Source organism: Streptomyces sp. NPDC037288, from assembly GCF_055603265.1.
The window spans coordinates 43,329-59,183 of record NZ_JBVJVY010000043.1; the positions used below are offsets into that span (position 1 = coordinate 43,329).

Annotated in this window: 15 protein-coding genes; 13 read left to right on the plus strand and 2 right to left on the minus strand. The window is 71.0% G+C overall.

Features of this window, described 5'->3' with window-relative positions:
• Nucleotides 1-76 precede the first annotated feature (76 nt).
• Nucleotides 77-634, plus strand: coding sequence for an HIT family protein (locus ACZ7GZ_RS34300; protein ID WP_471030291.1), 558 nt, complete (start codon nucleotides 77-79; stop codon nucleotides 632-634).
• A 9-nt stretch (nucleotides 635-643) separates the two neighbouring features.
• On the opposite strand, the gene ACZ7GZ_RS34305 is transcribed toward ACZ7GZ_RS34300, so the two are convergent.
• Together ACZ7GZ_RS34305 and ACZ7GZ_RS34310 are read right to left on the minus strand one after the other, a co-directional pair.
• Nucleotides 644-2,290, minus strand: coding sequence for a hypothetical protein (locus tag ACZ7GZ_RS34305; RefSeq protein WP_471030293.1), 1,647 nt, complete (start codon nucleotides 2,288-2,290; stop codon nucleotides 644-646).
• A 178-nt stretch (nucleotides 2,291-2,468) separates the two neighbouring features.
• Nucleotides 2,469-4,670 (minus strand): elongation factor G-like protein EF-G2, encoded by a 2,202-nt coding sequence (locus ACZ7GZ_RS34310; RefSeq protein ID WP_471030295.1) that lies wholly within the window; start codon nucleotides 4,668-4,670, stop codon nucleotides 2,469-2,471.
• A 241-nt stretch (nucleotides 4,671-4,911) separates the two neighbouring features.
• Between ACZ7GZ_RS34310 and pgsA the strand changes: the two genes are divergently transcribed.
• The 12 genes from pgsA to secD all read left to right on the plus strand — a co-directional run bounded on the left by pgsA (nucleotide 4,912) and on the right by secD (nucleotide 15,826).
• Complete coding sequence (pgsA, locus tag ACZ7GZ_RS34315; protein WP_471030321.1) at nucleotides 4,912-5,628, plus strand: phosphatidylinositol phosphate synthase; 717 nt, start codon at nucleotides 4,912-4,914, stop codon at nucleotides 5,626-5,628.
• Nucleotides 5,625-6,533, plus strand: a complete 909-nt coding sequence (locus tag ACZ7GZ_RS34320) for a phosphatidylinositol mannoside acyltransferase (protein WP_471030296.1) — start codon at nucleotides 5,625-5,627, stop codon at nucleotides 6,531-6,533. Before pgsA ends, ACZ7GZ_RS34320 begins: the two co-directional genes overlap by 4 nt.
• Nucleotides 6,530-7,693 carry a glycosyltransferase family 4 protein gene (locus ACZ7GZ_RS34325; RefSeq protein WP_471030299.1) on the plus strand — a complete coding sequence of 388 codons (1,164 nt, stop codon included), beginning with the start codon at nucleotides 6,530-6,532 and terminating at the stop codon, nucleotides 7,691-7,693. Before ACZ7GZ_RS34320 ends, ACZ7GZ_RS34325 begins: the two co-directional genes overlap by 4 nt.
• Before the next feature lie 69 nt (nucleotides 7,694-7,762).
• Nucleotides 7,763-8,305, plus strand: coding sequence for a LemA family protein (locus ACZ7GZ_RS34330; protein ID WP_471030301.1), 543 nt, complete (start codon nucleotides 7,763-7,765; stop codon nucleotides 8,303-8,305).
• A 125-nt stretch (nucleotides 8,306-8,430) separates the two neighbouring features.
• Nucleotides 8,431-9,336 (plus strand): pyridoxal 5'-phosphate synthase lyase subunit PdxS, encoded by a 906-nt coding sequence (gene pdxS / locus ACZ7GZ_RS34335; protein WP_471030303.1) that lies wholly within the window; start codon nucleotides 8,431-8,433, stop codon nucleotides 9,334-9,336.
• A gap of 43 nt (nucleotides 9,337-9,379) precedes the next feature.
• Nucleotides 9,380-9,985: a pyridoxal 5'-phosphate synthase glutaminase subunit PdxT gene (pdxT, locus tag ACZ7GZ_RS34340; protein ID WP_471030305.1), complete on the plus strand. Its 606-nt coding sequence runs from the start codon at nucleotides 9,380-9,382 to the stop codon at nucleotides 9,983-9,985.
• Nucleotides 9,986-10,033: 48 nt separating this feature from the next.
• On the plus strand, nucleotides 10,034-10,786 hold the full coding sequence (locus ACZ7GZ_RS34345; protein ID WP_361692804.1) for a YebC/PmpR family DNA-binding transcriptional regulator: 753 nt from the start codon (nucleotides 10,034-10,036) through the stop codon (nucleotides 10,784-10,786).
• Between the two features lie 171 nt (nucleotides 10,787-10,957).
• Nucleotides 10,958-11,497: a crossover junction endodeoxyribonuclease RuvC gene (ruvC, locus tag ACZ7GZ_RS34350; protein WP_471030307.1), complete on the plus strand. Its 540-nt coding sequence runs from the start codon at nucleotides 10,958-10,960 to the stop codon at nucleotides 11,495-11,497.
• Nucleotides 11,494-12,099 carry a Holliday junction branch migration protein RuvA gene (gene ruvA / locus ACZ7GZ_RS34355; RefSeq protein ID WP_471030309.1) on the plus strand — a complete coding sequence of 202 codons (606 nt, stop codon included), beginning with the start codon at nucleotides 11,494-11,496 and terminating at the stop codon, nucleotides 12,097-12,099. The genes ruvC and ruvA overlap by 4 nt, the downstream gene beginning before the upstream one ends.
• Before the next feature lie 26 nt (nucleotides 12,100-12,125).
• Nucleotides 12,126-13,196, plus strand: coding sequence for a Holliday junction branch migration DNA helicase RuvB (gene ruvB / locus ACZ7GZ_RS34360; RefSeq protein ID WP_471030312.1), 1,071 nt, complete (start codon nucleotides 12,126-12,128; stop codon nucleotides 13,194-13,196).
• A 189-nt stretch (nucleotides 13,197-13,385) separates the two neighbouring features.
• Nucleotides 13,386-13,889: a preprotein translocase subunit YajC gene (gene yajC, locus ACZ7GZ_RS34365; RefSeq protein WP_471030314.1), complete on the plus strand. Its 504-nt coding sequence runs from the start codon at nucleotides 13,386-13,388 to the stop codon at nucleotides 13,887-13,889.
• 143 nt (nucleotides 13,890-14,032) lie between these two features.
• Nucleotides 14,033-15,826, plus strand: a complete 1,794-nt coding sequence (gene secD, locus ACZ7GZ_RS34370) for a protein translocase subunit SecD (RefSeq protein ID WP_471030315.1) — start codon at nucleotides 14,033-14,035, stop codon at nucleotides 15,824-15,826.
• Nucleotides 15,827-15,855 lie beyond the last annotated feature (29 nt).

A 15,855-nucleotide genomic window follows, 5' to 3' on the forward strand; every position in this document is an offset into this window, starting at 1 on the left:
TGACCCACCCGTCTCGGAAAAGGCCCTCGGGGATCGTCTTCCCGGGGGCCTTTCCCGTCGTCAGCGGCTACGCCATATGCTGCACAGCATGACGAGTGAGCCGGAGCAGCAGATCGGAGTGGGGACGCAGGACGCGTTCCAGCGCCTGTGGACGCCCCACCGGATGGCGTACATCCAGGGCGAGAACAAGCCGACCGGTCCGGGGGCCGACGACGGCTGTCCCTTCTGCTCGATCCCGGCCAAGTCCGACGAGGACGGACTGATCGTCCGGCGCGGTGAGCACGTGTACGCCGTCCTCAACCTCTACCCGTACAACGGCGGCCATCTGATGACCGTGCCGTACCGGCACGTCGCCGACTACACCGAGCTGACCGGGCCGGAGACCGCCGAGCTGGCCGAGCTGACCAAGCAGGCGATGACGGCCCTGCGTACCGCGTCCGGCGCGCACGGCTTCAACATCGGCATGAACCAGGGCACGGTCGCCGGCGCCGGCATCGCCGCCCACCTCCACCAGCACATCGTCCCGCGCTGGGGCGGCGACACGAACTTCATGCCGGTCGTGGGCCACACGAAGGTACTGCCGCAGCTGCTGGGGGACACCCGGAAGATGCTGGCGGAGGCGTGGTCAGCATAAACAGCCCGCCTACGCGTCGTACAAGTCCGCCTTCCTCGGCGTCGGGTCCTGCACCAGTCCGCTGAGAATGCCCGACCGCGTGCCGAACTTCTCCGTGTTCACGCCGTTCTCCCCCAGCACCCTGATCGCCGCCGAGTGGACCACCCGCAGGACCGGCGTGGCCGCGCGCAGCGCGTCGTCGGCCATGAAGCGGTGCCGCCATGGCTGGTCGGCCCACGCGTGCCGCAGACCGAACGGCTCCGGCAGGGCCAGCGAGCCGCCGAGCCAGTTGAGCAGCGGCGGGTACCAGGTCAGCGGGGCGCGTGCGGCGAGCCGTACCACCTCGTCGGTGGTGACCAGCGGCAGCATCACCTTCCGCGTCTCCCAGGGCTTGAGGGACTTGGCGACCTCCTTGCTCGGCGGCTCCGGCTTGGAGGTGAACAGCGGGTTCACCGGTCCCAGTGCATGGCCGGTGACCTCGATGCGCAGCGTCTCGTGCAGCACCGTCACCGTGATCAGCATGGTGAGGACCAGCTGCCCGTCCCACAGCGTCCACTGCACGCCCAGATAGTGCCGGTCGCCGCTGCCGAACTGCTGCTTGTTGCAGATCTCCTGTATGGCGTGCGGCTTGACCTGGAAGGCCTCGACGTCGGTGCCCTCGGGCCGGGCCACCTCCGCGGCCTTCTCGCCGATCGGGGTGACGATCCAGTGCCGTATCGACGGCTTCGGGAAGCCGCCGGTGTTCAGCGGGCCGCGCTCCAGGAGGGCGAGCTGGTCGTGGATCGCGCGTACGACGTCCCAGCTGCGGAAGGGGTGGATCTCCCGGGTGGGGTCGGCGGGAACCAGGTCCTCGGCGAGCTGCCAGGCACCCCAGCGGGTGCCCATGCCGAGTATGCCCTTGGGGCCGGCGTAGAAGACCGAGTTCGACTGCTGCTCGGAGCTGAGCCGGGCCAGTGACTGGCGCAGTTCCTCGGCCGCCGTCTGGTTGGGTCCGCGCGGCACGGCCTCGGGGACCTTGGCGCCGACGCTGGTGCCCGAGAGCAGGCCGCCCCACCGGGCCCGCAGATCCCTGGCCGTGCGTTCGCAGATCTGCTTGGCCCAGAACCAGCCGAGTACGGGCAGCACGACGCACGCCCGGGCATACCACGCCCAGAAGCCGCTGAACGGCATCTTGATCAGGAACAGCGCGGCGAGTACGCCGACCCCGAGGAGCAACACGGTGCCGAGCGTCCCGGCCCGCCTGTCGTCACGCTTGGCGACGAACATGCGCAGCTGGAAGACGAGCAGCCAGGCGATCAGCCCGGGCAGGAAGAGCACTCCGCACAGGACCGTCACGGCGGTCAGGCGGTTGTCGCGCTCCCTGCGGATGTTGTTGGCCGCGAGGCAGTGCTCGACCACGAACTGCGGCTCGGAGCCGAAGGACTGGATGAGCGGCTTGCGGCCGGGGGTGATCATCCGGGCGACCACGGCCCGCGAGAACGCCTCACCCAGATTGGGCCTCAGCAGCTTGATCTTGCCGGCCTTGACGGTCGACTGGTGCCATTCGTTGTCGGCCTTCTTGATCTCCTCGATCGGGCTGTCCCGGTACGCCGCGGAGGCCAGTGCGGAGGTCGCCGCCTGACCCTCGTCGCCCGAGACGGGCACCTGGGGCCCGTCCCACTCCGTTCCCAACGACATTCCCGCCCCCATCGCCGCCGGCCTTGCTTCTGCGGCCTTCCCGACTTCCTCGCTCCGCACACCTGTTGAACAGGCCCTCGTTGCGATCAGCGTATCCGCCGCCACCGACAGTCCGCGGGCGGACGGCCGAAGCCGCCCGCCCGTGCGCCGGGTTGTGCGCCCGGTGACGCTCCGTCAGCTAGCCGTTGTCACCCGCCTGTTCACGGATCCGCTCGGCGATCTGAGGCGGCATCGGCTCGTGCCGGGCGTAGGAGCGGTCGAAGCGGGCCGTGCCGTGCGACAGTGAGCGCAGGTCGACGGCGTACCGGCCGATCTCGAACTCGGGCACCTCGGCCCGGATCACGGTCCGCCCGGAGCCCACCTGCTCGGTGCCGAGCACCCGGCCGCGCCGGCTGGACAGATCGCTCATCACGGCGCCCACGTAGTCGTCGCCGACCAGCACGGACACCTCGGCCACCGGCTCCAGCAGATGGATCTTCGCGTCCGCCGCGGCCTCGCGCAGCGCCAGCGCGCCCGCGGTCTGGAACGCGGCGTCGGAGGAGTCCACCGAGTGCGCCTTGCCGTCGAGCAGCGTGACCCGTACGTCCACGAGCGGATAGCCGGCGGCGACCCCCTTGGCGGCCTGGGCCCGCACGCCCTTCTCCACGGACGGGATGAACTGACGCGGTACGGCGCCGCCGACCACCTTGTCCACGAACTCGATGCCCGAGCCACCCGGCAGCGGCTCCACCTCGATCTCGCAGATGGCGTACTGCCCGTGCCCGCCGGACTGCTTCACATGCCGCCCGCGCCCGGTGGCCTTGTTCGCGAACGTCTCCCGCAGGGAGACCCTGTGCGGGACGACGTCGACCTGGACGCCGTAGCGGCTGCGCAGCCGTTCCAGGGCGACGTCCGCGTGGGCCTCGCCCAGGCACCACAGGACCACCTGGTGGGTGTCCTGGTTCTGCTCCAGCCGCATCGTCGGGTCCTCGGCCACCAGCCGGGACAGACCCTGCGAGAGCTTGTCCTCGTCGGCCTTGCTGTGCGCCTGGATGGCCAGCGGCAGCAGCGGGTCGGGCATCCGCCAGGGTTCCATCAGCAGCGGGTCGTCCTTCGCGGACAGCGTGTCCCCGGTCTCGGCACGGCCGAGCTTGGCCACGCACACCAGGTCGCCGGCGACGGCGTGCGTCACCGGGCGCTGCTGTTTGCCGAAGGGCATGGACAGCGCGCCGACCTTCTCGTCGACGTCGCGGTCCTCGTGGCCGCGGTCGGCCAGCCCGTGCCCCGAGACGTGCACCGTCTGGTCGGGGCGCAGGGTGCCGGAGAAGAGGCGCACCAGCGAGACCCGGCCGACGTAGGGGTCGGAGGAGGTCTTGACCACCTCGGCGACCAGCGGGCCGGCGGTGTCGCACGGCTTCAGCTCGCGCGGCTTGCCGTCGACGGTCGTGACGTCGGGCAGCGGGTGCTCGAACGGGGTCGGGAAGCCGCCGGTGACCAGCTCCAGCAACTCGACCGTGCCGAGGCCCTGTTTGGCGCCCTCGGCGGCGGGGGCGGCGGCCAGGACGGGGAAGAAGGAGCCGCGGGCGACGGCCCGCTCCAGGTCCTGGATCAGGGTCGTGACGTCGACCTGCTCACCGCCGAGGTAGCGGTCCATGAGGGTCTCGTCCTCGCTCTCGGCGATGATCCCCTCGATGAGCCGGTTGCGGGCCTCCTCGATGTCGGGCAGCTGGTCCTCGCCGGGTTCGGACTCCTTGCGCTCGCCGGTCGAGTAGTCGAACAGCTTCTGCGACAGCAGCCCGGTCAGCCCGGTCACGGGCGCGTGCCCGTCGGGACCCTCGGGGCCGCGCAGGGGCAGGTACAGCGGGAGTACGGCGTCGGGGTCGTCGCCGCCGAAGGCCTCCGCGCAGATCTGCGTCATCTCCTCGAAGTCCGCGCGCGCGGCCTCCAGGTGCGTGATCACGATGGCCCGCGGCATGCCGACGGCCGCGCACTCCTCCCAGACCATCCGGGTGGAACCGTCCACGCCGTCCGAGGCGGAGACGACGAAGAGGGCCGCGTCCGCTGCCCGCAGACCGGCCCTGAGCTCCCCGACGAAGTCCGCGTATCCGGGGGTGTCGAGCAGGTTGACCTTGATGCCGTCCCATTCGACCGGCACCAGGGAGAGCTGTACGGACCGCTGCTGCCGGTGCTCGATGTCGTCGTAGTCCGAGACCGTGCCGCCGTCCTCCACGCGGCCCGCCCGGTTCACCGCCCCCGCGGCCAGCGCGAGGGCCTCCACCAGGGTCGTCTTGCCCGAACCGGAGTGGCCGACCAGCACCACGTTCCGTACGGACGCGGGCCGGTCGGCCTCCAGAGCCCTGCCGGCGGCCCCGGGGTGGTGTGGCTGAGTCTTGTCGCCCATGATCCTGCCTCCCGTGCACGGTGAGGTCACTGTGGGCGCGGACACGCGGGACCCGCGTGCACTGGCGGCTCCGGCGACGCCCGCGGTTATTCGAGCTTTCCACTCCCGTCACGTTGCGTCCATACGAACGACAGCCGCGGTCGCCGATCGCGCCGCCGCACGCCCGCGCGCGGCGGCGCACGCCGGTTCGCCCCACGGGCTGCGGGTGCCCGCCCGTCACGCAGGTGCGCGCGTGGCTACGATGGGCCAGCCGGAGGCCACCAGGGCCGCGGCGACACCGACCGTCGGGAAGGCCATGCTGAACAAGTACGCGCGTGCATTCTTCACGCGTGTCCTCACACCGTTCGCCGCGTTTCTCATCCGCCGGGGCGTGAGCCCCGACACGGTCACGCTCATCGGCACGGCCGGTGTGGTCGCGGGCGCGCTGGTCTTCTACCCCCGGGGCGAGTTCTTCTGGGGCACGGTCGTGATCACCCTGTTCGTCTTCTCCGACCTGGTCGACGGCAACATGGCCCGCCAGCTGGGCCGCTCCAGCCGCTGGGGCGCCTTCCTGGACTCCACCCTCGACCGGGTCGCCGACGGCGCCATCTTCGGCGGGTTCGCGCTCTGGTACGCGGGCAACGGACACGACAACGCCCTGTGCGCCGTCTCGATCTTCTGCCTGGCCAGCGGCCAGGTGGTCTCGTACACCAAGGCGCGCGGCGAGTCCATCGGGCTGCCGGTCGCCGTCAACGGCCTCGTCGAACGCGCCGAGCGGCTGGTGATCTCGCTGGTCGCGGCCGGTTTCGCCGGCCTGCACAAGTTCGGTGTGCCGGGCATCCAGTGGCTGCTGCCGATCGCCCTGTGGATCGTCGCCGTCGGCAGCCTCGTCACACTGATCCAGCGGGTCGTCACGGTCCGCCGCGAGTCCGCCGAGGCCGAGGCGGCGGCCCAGCAGAACGCCGAGGCCGCGCAGTGAGCGCCGCCGAACGGCTCACCGACGCGCTCTACGGCGCCGGCTGGAGCACCGTCAAGAAGCTCCCGGAACCCGTCGCGGTCCGCCTCGGGCAGAGCATCGCCGACCTCGCGTGGAAGCAGCGCGGCAAGGGCGTACGGCGCCTGGAGTCGAACTACGCGCGCGTGCTGCCCGGCGCCGGCCCGGAGCGCCTGCGCGAGCTGTCCCGCGCGGGCATGCGCTCCTACCTGCGCTACTGGATGGAGTCCTTCCGGCTGCCGGCCTGGAGCCGCGAGCGCGTGAAGTCGGGCTTCGACGCCAAGGACATACATCTCCTGACCGACGGGCTGGCAGCCGGCAGTGGCGTGATCCTCGCCCTGCCGCACATGGCCAACTACGACCTGGCCGGCGCCTGGGTCACCACCAAGCTGGAGACGCCCTTCACCACGGTCGCCGAGCGGCTCAGGCCCGAGACGCTGTACGACCGTTTCGTCGCCTACCGGGAGGGCCTCGGCATGGAGGTCCTGCCGCACAGCGGCGGCTCCGCCTTCGGCACCCTGGCGCGAAGGCTGCGCGACGGCGGCCTGGTCTGCCTGGTCGCCGACCGCGACCTGTCCGCCTCCGGCGTCGAGGTCGACTTCTTCGGCGAGAAGACCCGGATGCCCGCGGGCCCGGCCCTGCTCGCCCAGCAGACCGGCGCGCTGCTGCTGCCGGTCACCCTCTGGTACGACGACTCGCCCGTCATGCAGGGCCAGGTCCACGCCCCGATCGAGGTACCCGAGTCAGGTACGCGGACCGAGAAGACGTCTGTCATGACACAGGCGCTGGCCGACGCCTTCGCCACCGGGATCGCCGACCATCCGGAGGACTGGCACATGCTCCAGCGGCTGTGGCTCGCCGACCTCGACCCCGCGAAGGGACCCTCGTGAGAATCGGGATCGTCTGCCCGTACTCCTGGGACGTGCCCGGTGGCGTCCAGTTCCACATCCGCGACCTCGCCGAGTACTTCCTCCGCCTCGGCCACGACGTCTCCGTGCTCGCCCCGGCCGACGACGACACTCCGCTGCCGCCGTACGTCGTCTCGGCCGGCCGCGCGGTCCCGGTGCCGTACAACGGCTCGGTGGCCCGCCTCAACTTCGGCTTCCTCTCCGCCGCGCGGGTGCGGCGCTGGCTGCACGACGGCGCCTTCGACGTGGTCCACATCCACGAACCGACCTCCCCCTCGCTGGGCCTTCTGACCTGCTGGGCGGCCTCCGGTCCGATCGTGGCCACCTTCCACACCTCCAACCCGCGCTCCCGGGCGATGATCGCCGCGTACGCGATCCTGCAGGCCGCCCTGGAGAAGATCAGCGCACGCATCGCGGTCAGCGAGTACGCCCGCCGCACCCTGGTCGAGCACCTCGGCGGGGACGCGGTGGTCATCCCCAACGGCGTCGACGTCGACTTCTTCGCCAAGGCCGAGCCCGAGCCCGGGTGGCAGGGCGACACGATCGGGTTCATCGGCCGTATCGACGAGCCCCGCAAGGGCCTGCCCGTGCTGATGAAGGCCCTGCCGAAGATCCTCGCCGCCCGCCCGCAGACCCGCCTGCTGGTCGCCGGGCGCGGCGACGAGGAGGCGGCCGTCGAGGACCTGCCCCCGGAGCTCCGCTCCCGCGTCGAGTTCCTCGGCATGATCAGCGACGAGGACAAAGCGCGCTTCCTGCGCAGCGTCGACCTGTACGTCGCGCCCAACACCGGCGGCGAGAGCTTCGGCATCATCCTGGTCGAGGCCATGTCGGCGGGCGCTCCCGTCCTCGCCTCCGACCTGGACGCCTTCGTCCAGGTCCTGGACCAGGGCGAGGCCGGCGAGGTCTTCGCCAACGAGGACGCCGACGCGCTCGCCGAGGCGGCCGTACGGCTGCTGGAGGACCCGGCGCGCCGCGAGGAGCTGCGCGAGCGCGGGAGCACGCATGTGCGGCGGTTCGACTGGTCGACGGTCGGCGCGGACATCCTGTCCGTCTACGAGACGGTGACGGCCGGCGCGGCGGCGGTCGGCGCGGACGAGCGGACGACGGGCTTGCGGGCGCGGTTCGGGCTGGCCCGTGACTGAGGCTGCGGCCGTCCGGACCGGCCCGTGACCGGCGCCGGGGCGCGTTCCGGCAGCCGATAGCCTTCCGCCGTGACCGCAACCCTCATCTGGATCCTCGTCGCGCTCCTCGCGATCGGCGTGTACCTGAGCTGGACCGCCGGGCGGCTGGACCGGCTGCACGTGCGGATGGACGCCGCGCGGGCCGCGCTCGACGCACAGCTGCTGCGGCGGGCCTCCGTCACGCAGGAACTCGCCACCTCGGGCGTGCTCGACCCGGCCGCCTCGATCGTGCTGTACGAGGCCGCGCACGCCGCCCGGCAGGCCGAGGAGGAGCAGCGGGAGGTCGCCGAGAGCGAGCTGAGCCAGGCGCTGCGCGCGGTCTTCGAGGACCCGGCCCAGGTGGAGGCCGTACGTGAGGCCCCGGGCGGCGAGGCGGCGGCCCGTGAGCTGGCCGAGGCCGTCCGCCGGGTCCCGATGGCCCGCCGCTTCCACAACGACGCCGTGGGCGCCGCCCGCAGGCTCCGCGAGCACCGCAAGGTCCGCTGGTTCCGGCTGGCCGGCCACGCCCCCTTCCCGCTGGCCTTCGAAATGGACGACGAGCCCCCTGCGGCCCTGGTGGAGCGGGTCTCCTGAACCCCGGGAGAACCCTCCCTGGACGAAAAGGATCCACCGGCTTGCCATTGGCCCTTGCTGTGGCCTGGTCCACTCGCGTTTCCTCGTCGGTGCAGAAACCCTCTTTCCCATCAGTGAGGTCACCCGTGTCCACCACCGAGAACCAGGCTCCCGAGATCGGCACCGCCCGCGTGAAGCGCGGCATGGCCGAGCAGCTCAAGGGCGGCGTGATCATGGACGTCGTCACGCCGGAGCAGGCGAAGATCGCCGAGGACGCGGGCGCCGTCGCCGTCATGGCCCTGGAGCGGGTCCCGGCCGACATCCGCAAGGACGGCGGCGTGGCCCGTATGTCCGACCCGGACATGATCGAGGGCATCATCGACGCCGTCTCCATCCCGGTCATGGCCAAGTCCCGCATCGGCCACTTCGTCGAGGCCCAGGTGCTGCAGTCCCTCGGCGTCGACTACATCGACGAGTCCGAGGTCCTCACCCCGGCCGACGAGGTCAACCACTCCGACAAGTGGGCCTTCACCACCCCGTTCGTCTGTGGTGCCACCAACCTGGGCGAGGCCCTGCGCCGCATCGCCGAGGGCGCCGCGATGATCCGCTCCAAGGGCGAGGCCGGTACCGGCAACGTCGTCGAGGCCGTCCGTCACCTGCGCCAGATCAAGAACGAGATCGCCAGGCTGCGCGGCTTCGACAACCACGAGCTGTACGCCGCCGCCAAGGAGCTGCGCGCACCGTACGAGCTGGTCAAGGAGGTCGCCGAGCTGGGCAAGCTCCCGGTGGTCCTCTTCTCCGCCGGTGGCGTGGCCACCCCGGCCGACGCGGCCCTGATGCGCCAGCTCGGCGCCGAGGGCGTGTTCGTCGGCTCCGGCATCTTCAAGTCCGGCGACCCGGCCAAGCGTGCCGCCGCCATCGTGAAGGCCACCACCTTCTACGACGACCCGAAGATCATCGCGGACGCGTCCCGCAACCTCGGCGAGGCCATGGTCGGCATCAACTGCGACACCCTCCCCGAGACCGAGCGCTACGCCAACCGCGGCTGGTAAGCCCACCGGTACGGACCTCACGGACCCTCAGGTACTGAACCCCATGAACACTCCTGTCATAGGCGTCCTGGCCCTCCAGGGCGACGTACGGGAGCACCTCATCGCCCTGGCCGCGGCCGACGCCGTGGCCAGGCCGGTGCGGCGCCCCGAGGAACTCGCCGAGGTGGACGGCCTCGTGCTGCCCGGCGGCGAGTCCACCACCATCTCCAAGCTGGCCGTCCTCTTCGGCGTGATGGAGCCTCTCCGCGCGCGCGTACAGGGCGGCATGCCCGTCTACGGCACCTGCGCCGGCATGATCATGCTCGCCGACAAGATCCTCGACCCGCGCTCGGGCCAGGAGACCATCGGCGGCATCGACATGATCGTGCGCCGCAACGCCTTCGGCCGCCAGAACGAGTCCTTCGAGGCCGCGCTCGACGTGAAGGGCATCCCGGGCGATCCTGTGGAGGGCGTCTTCATCCGCGCCCCGTGGGTGGAGTCCGTGGGCGCCGGTACCGAGGTGCTCGCCGAGCACGACGGCCACATCGTCGCCGTCCGTCAGGGCAACGCGCTCGCCACGTCGTTCCACCCGGAACTGACCGGCGACCACCGTGTGCACTCCCTGTTCGTCGACATGGTGCGCGCCAACGGGACGGCGGAGTCCTTGTAGGATCTCTGGCGTTCGTTCATAGACGGGTTACGCGAAGGAGACAGGCAGATGTCCGGCCACTCTAAATGGGCCACGACGAAGCACAAGAAGGCCGTGATCGATGCCAAGCGCGGCAAGCTCTTCGCGAAGCTGATCAAGAACATCGAGGTCGCGGCGCGGATGGGCGGCGTCGACCTCGACGGCAACCCGACCCTCTACGACGCCGTCCAGAAGGCCAAGAAGCAGTCCGTCCCGAACAAGAACATCGACTCCGCGATCAAGCGCGGCGGTGGTCTCGAGGCCGGCGGCGCCGACTACGAGACGATCATGTACGAGGGCTACGGTCCGAACGGTGTCGCGGTGCTCATCGAGTGCCTCACCGACAACCGCAACCGCGCCGCCTCCGACGTCCGCGTCGCCATGACCCGCAACGGCGGCAACATGGCCGACCCGGGCTCCGTGTCGTACATGTTCAGCCGCAAGGGCGTCGTCATCGTCCCGAAGGGTGAGCTGAGCGAGGACGACGTCCTGGGTGCCGTGCTGGACGCGGGCGCCGAGGAGGTCAACGACCTCGGCGAGACCTTCGAGGTCATCAGCGAGGCCACCGACCTGGTCGCGGTCCGCACCGCTCTGCAGGAGGCCGGCATCGACTACGACTCCGCCGAGTCGAGCTTCGTCCCGTCCGTCCAGGTCGAGCTGGACGAGGAGGGCGCCAAGAAGATCTTCAAGCTGATCGACGCGCTCGAGGACAGCGACGACGTGCAGAACGTGTTCGCCAACTTCGACGTGAGCGACGAGATCATGGAGAAGGTCGACGCGTAACGCCGTCGCGGGCTTCGCAGGTTCTCACGGGCCGACGGGACAACCCGTCGGCCCGTCGCCGTGCCGGGCGCCGGTGCACGGCGTTGTCAGTGGCACCCGATAGCCTGCACGAACTGGGGGTACCGCCCAGCGGTGGCTGGAGCCGGTCGAGTCGGCGGAGGGAGGGGCGCGGTGCGTGTACTGGGGGTGGACCCGGGGCTGACCAGGTGTGGTGTCGGCGTCGTCGAGGGGGTCGCGGGCCGCCCGCTCACCATGCTCGGCGTGGGGGTCGTACGGACACCCGTGGACGCCGACCTCAGCCATCGCCTCCTCGCCGTCGAGCAGGGCCTGGAGCAGTGGCTGGACGAGCACCGGCCGCAGGTCGTCGCCGTCGAGCGCGTCTTCAGCCAGCACAACGTGCGCACGGTGATGGGCACCGCCCAGGCCAGCGCCGTGGCCATGCTGTGTGCCGCCCGGCGCGGCATCCCGGTCGCCCTGCACACCCCGAGCGAGGTCAAGGCCGCCGTCACCGGCACCGGCCGTGCCGACAAGGCACAGGTCGGAGCCATGGTGACCCGGCTGCTCCGGCTGTCGGCGCCGCCGAAGCCGGCCGACGCGGCCGACGCCCTCGCGCTCGCCATCTGCCACATCTGGCGCGCCCCCGCGCAGAACCGGCTCCAGCAGGCGGTCGCCCGCCACACCGTCAACGCAACGAAAGGCCGTACGGCATGATCGCCTTCGTCAGCGGCACAGTCGCCGCGCTCGCCCCCGACGCCGCGGTCGTCGAGGTCGGCGGCGTCGGCATGGCCGTCCAGTGCACGCCGAACACGCTGTCCACGCTCCGCCTGGGCCAGCCCGCCAAACTGCACACCTCCCTGGTCGTGCGCGAGGACTCCCTCACCCTGTACGGCTTCGCCGACGACGACGAGCGCCAGGTCTTCGAGCTGCTCCAGACCGCGAGCGGCGTCGGCCCGCGCCTGGCCCAGGCGATGCTCGCCGTGCACACCCCGGACGCGCTGCGCCGCGCGGTCGCCACCGCTGACGAGAAGGCCCTCACCGCCGTGCCCGGCATCGGCAAGAAGGGCGCCCAGAAGCTGCTCCTCGAACTGAAGGACCGGCTCGGCGAACCCGTCGGCGCCCCCGCGGTCGGGGCCCCGGTCGGCCAGGGCTGGCGCGACCAGCTGCACGCCGCCCTCATCGGCCTCGGCTACGCCACCCGGGAGGCCGACGAGGCCGTCGCCGCGGTGACGCCGCAGGCCGCGGCCGCGGGCGGAGATCCGCAGGTCGGGCAGCTGCTGAAGACCGCCCTGCAGACCCTGAACCGCGCCCGCTGACCCCACGACGATCGAGGCACACGCATATGAACTGGGACGACACCACCGACACCCCCGCCGCCGAGCGGCTCGTCGGTGCGTCCGCCGACCGGGAGGACCAGGCCGTCGAGGCCGCCCTGCGCCCGAAGGACCTCGGTGAGTTCATCGGCCAGGAGAAGGTGCGCGAACAGCTCGACCTCGTCCTGCGGGCCGCACGCGCGCGTGGCGCCACCGCCGACCACGTGCTCCTGTCCGGCGCGCCCGGCCTCGGCAAGACCACCCTGTCGATGATCATCGCGGCCGAGATGGGCGCGCCCATCCGCATCACCTCCGGCCCCGCCATCCAGCACGCCGGCGACCTCGCCGCGATCCTCTCCTCCCTGCAGGAGGGCGAGGTCCTCTTCCTCGACGAGATCCACCGGATGTCCCGGCCCGCCGAGGAGATGCTGTACATGGCGATGGAGGACTTCCGCGTCGACGTCATCGTCGGCAAGGGACCCGGCGCCACCGCCATCCCCCTGGAACTGCCCCCCTTCACCCTGGTCGGCGCGACCACCCGTGCGGGCCTGCTGCCACCCCCGCTGCGCGACCGCTTCGGCTTCACCGCGCACATGGAGTTCTACGAGCCGCACGAACTGGAGCGGGTCGTCCACCGCTCGGCGAACCTGCTGGACGTCGAGATCGATCCGGACGGCGCCGCCGAGATCGCCGGCCGCTCCCGTGGCACGCCCCGCATCGCCAACCGCCTGCTGCGCCGCGTCCGCGACTACGCCCAGGTCAAGGCGGACGGCCTGATCACCCGCGAGATCGCCGCGGCAGCCCTCGCCGTCTACGAGGTCGACCCGCGCGGTCTGGACCGCCTCGACCGCGCCGTCCTGCAGGCCCTGCTGAAACTCTTCGGCGGCGGCCCGGTCGGCCTGTCCACGCTCGCCGTCGCGGTGGGGGAGGAGCGGGAGACCGTCGAGGAGGTCGCCGAACCCTTCCTCGTCCGCGAGGGACTGCTCGCCCGCACCCCGCGCGGCCGGGTCGCCACGCCGGCCGCCTGGGCGCACCTCGGCCTCACCCCGCCCCGCGCGGCGACCGGGGGAAACGGACAACAGGACCTGTTCGGGACCTGACGGCCCCATGATGGATGTGTGACGGCCGAGGCATTGGCACGGGCAGGAACCCAGGTGCCATGCTGAGCGTTGTTCCATGCGCGCGGACTCGCTTAGACTCCGCCGATGCCGCCCTTGCGGGTGGCGCCGACCCACACCCCCGTCAACAGGCCGCTCTCCGTCGCGGTCGCGCGAAGGAAATTCCGTCCCGTGAATGCCTTTACCCTTCTCCCATTCATCGTGCTCATCGCGGCCATGTTCCTGATGACGCGCTCGGCCAAGAAGAAGCAGCAGCAGGCTGCCAACATGCGGAACGAGATGCAGCCCGGCTCCGGTGTCCGCACGATCGGGGGGATGTACGCGACGGTCAAGGAGGTCAACGAGGACACGGTCCTCCTCGACGCCGGCCCGGGCGTCGATCTCCTCTTCGCCAAGAACGCGATCGGCGCCGTCCTCACCGACGACGAGTACAACCGCATCGTCCACGGCATCGAGCACGACCTGAAGTCCGACGCCGACATCGTCCCGGACGACGCCTCCTCCCTCACCGAGAGCGAAGAGTCCGACTCGCCCGCTGCCGCCGCCTCCGACGACAAGGCCGTCGACCTCGGTAAGAAGGACGCTGCCGAGGACGACACCGACGCGGCCGAGACCGCCGAGGCCAAGGCGGAGGACGAGCCGAAGAAGACCGACGGCGACTCCGACGCGAAGTAGTCACGCCCCGGTGGTGCGCTACGCGGCATAATCACGCCCCGCGCACCACCGGGCGTCTGTTTCCCGTACGGAACAGCCCGACACCATGTCATGGCCGACCGCGCCGACCGGGCGCGGGGCGGCCCGAGAGGGAGTACGAGAAGGTGGCAGCACCTAAGAGGGGCCGGAGCGCGAGTGCCCAGAGCAAGCCGGGACGCTCGCTGGCCCTGATCCTGATCGCCATCGTGGCGCTCACCGGAGGCATGTTCCTCTCCGGGAACAAAACTCCGCGTCTCGGTATCGACCTCGCCGGTGGTACGAGCATCACGCTCAAGGCGAAGGCCGACCAGGGGTCCGCGATCAATCCGGCCAACATGGCCACCGCGGTCGACATCATGAACAACCGTGTCAACGGCCTGGGCGTCTCCGAGGCGGAGGTGCAGACCCAGGGGAACGACAACATCATCGTCAACATCCCCAAGGGCACCAACTCCAAGGAAGCCCAGCAGCAGGTCGGCACCACCGCCAAGCTGTACTTCCGCCCGGTCCTGGCCAGCGAGCCCAGCGTCCCCGGCTCGAAGAGCCCGTCGCCGAGCGCGTCCTCCAGCGGCGGCTCCTCGCCGAACCCGGGCACGAGCCCCTCTGCCTCTTCCTCCTCCAAGGAGAAGGCGTCCTCGTCTTCCTCAGGCTCCCCGTCCCCGACGGCCTCGGCGACCTCCCAGGGCCGGGCCGTCACCGACGCGCTGAAGGCCGGCTCCACTCCCTCGCCGAGCGCGTCCGCCAGCGGCAGCCCCAAGCCGTCCGCCAAGCCGTCCGGGTCCGCCACCGGCAACTCGGCCGCCGCCAAGCTCCAGGCCCAGTACGCCGCCCTGGACTGCACCAACCCCGCCGAGCGGGCCAAGGCCGGCGGCGCCGCCAAGCCCGGCGAGCCCACGATCGCCTGCGGTGAGACCAAGAAGGTCTGGTACAAGTACGTGCTCGGCCCGGCCGCCGTCGACGGCACCGAGGTGAAGAAGGCACAGGCCGTCTTCGACACCCAGGGCGCCTCCGGCTGGCAGGTCCAGATGACCTTCACCTCCGGCGGTGCCAAGAAGTTCGCGGACATCACCGGGCAGCTGGCGAAGAACCAGCCCCCGCAGAACGAGTTCGGCATCGTCCTCGACGGCGAGGTCGTCTCCAGCCCGTTCGTGCAGAACGCGATCACCGGCGGTCAGGCGGAGATCTCCGGCAGCTTCACCCAGCAGGACGCCCAGAGCCTCGCCAACATGCTGTCGTACGGCGCCCTGCCGCTCTCCTTCCAGGAGCAGTCCGTCACCACCGTCACCGCCGCGCTCGGCGGTGAGCAGCTGCACGCCGGTCTGCTCGCCGGCGCGATCGGCCTCGCCCTGGTCGTGATCTACCTGGTGGTCTACTACCGCGGCCTGTCGGTCGTCGCCATGGCCTCGCTGCTGGTCTCCGCGATCCTCACCTACGTGATCATGTCGCTGCTCGGCCCGGCCATCCACTTCGCGCTGAACCTGCCGGCCGTCTGTGGTGCGATCGTCGCCATCGGTATCACCGCGGACTCGTTCATCGTGTACTTCGAACGCATCCGGGACGAGATCCGCGAGGGCCGCTCGCTGCGCCCCGCCGTCGAGCGGGCCTGGCCGCGCGCCCGGCGCACCATCCTGGTCTCGGACTTCGTGTCGTTCCTCGCCGCCGCCGTCCTGTTCATCGTGACCGTCGGCAAGGTCCAGGGCTTCGCGTTCACGCTCGGCCTGACCACCGTGCTCGACGTCGTCGTCGTCTTCTTCTTCACCAAGCCGCTGATGACGCTCCTCGCCCGCCGCGCGTTCTTCGCGAACGGCCACAAGTGGTCCGGCCTCGACCCGAAGAGCCTGGGTGCCAAGCCACCGCTGCGCCGCACCCGCCGTCCCGCCGGTCCTGCCGCCGGCTCTGTCGACCCGAAGGAGGCCTGAGCGATGTCGAAACTGGGCAACCTCGGCGC

What these genes read in the sequence shown, in the direction of transcription:
- ACZ7GZ_RS34300 (WP_471030291.1), top strand. Translation starts at nt 77, where the DNA reads ATGCTGCACAGCATGACGAGTGAGCCGGAGCAGCAGATCGGAGTGGGG.
- ACZ7GZ_RS34305 (WP_471030293.1), bottom strand. Translation starts at nt 2,290, where the DNA reads ATGTCGTTGGGAACGGAGTGGGACGGGCCCCAGGTGCCCGTCTCGGGC.
- ACZ7GZ_RS34310 (WP_471030295.1), bottom strand. Translation starts at nt 4,670, where the DNA reads ATGGGCGACAAGACTCAGCCACACCACCCCGGGGCCGCCGGCAGGGCT.
- pgsA (WP_471030321.1), top strand. Translation starts at nt 4,912, where the DNA reads ATGGGCCAGCCGGAGGCCACCAGGGCCGCGGCGACACCGACCGTCGGG.
- pdxT (WP_471030305.1), top strand. Translation starts at nt 9,380, where the DNA reads ATGAACACTCCTGTCATAGGCGTCCTGGCCCTCCAGGGCGACGTACGG.
- ACZ7GZ_RS34345 (WP_361692804.1), top strand. Translation starts at nt 10,034, where the DNA reads ATGTCCGGCCACTCTAAATGGGCCACGACGAAGCACAAGAAGGCCGTG.
- ruvA (WP_471030309.1), top strand. Translation starts at nt 11,494, where the DNA reads ATGATCGCCTTCGTCAGCGGCACAGTCGCCGCGCTCGCCCCCGACGCC.
- ruvB (WP_471030312.1), top strand. Translation starts at nt 12,126, where the DNA reads ATGAACTGGGACGACACCACCGACACCCCCGCCGCCGAGCGGCTCGTC.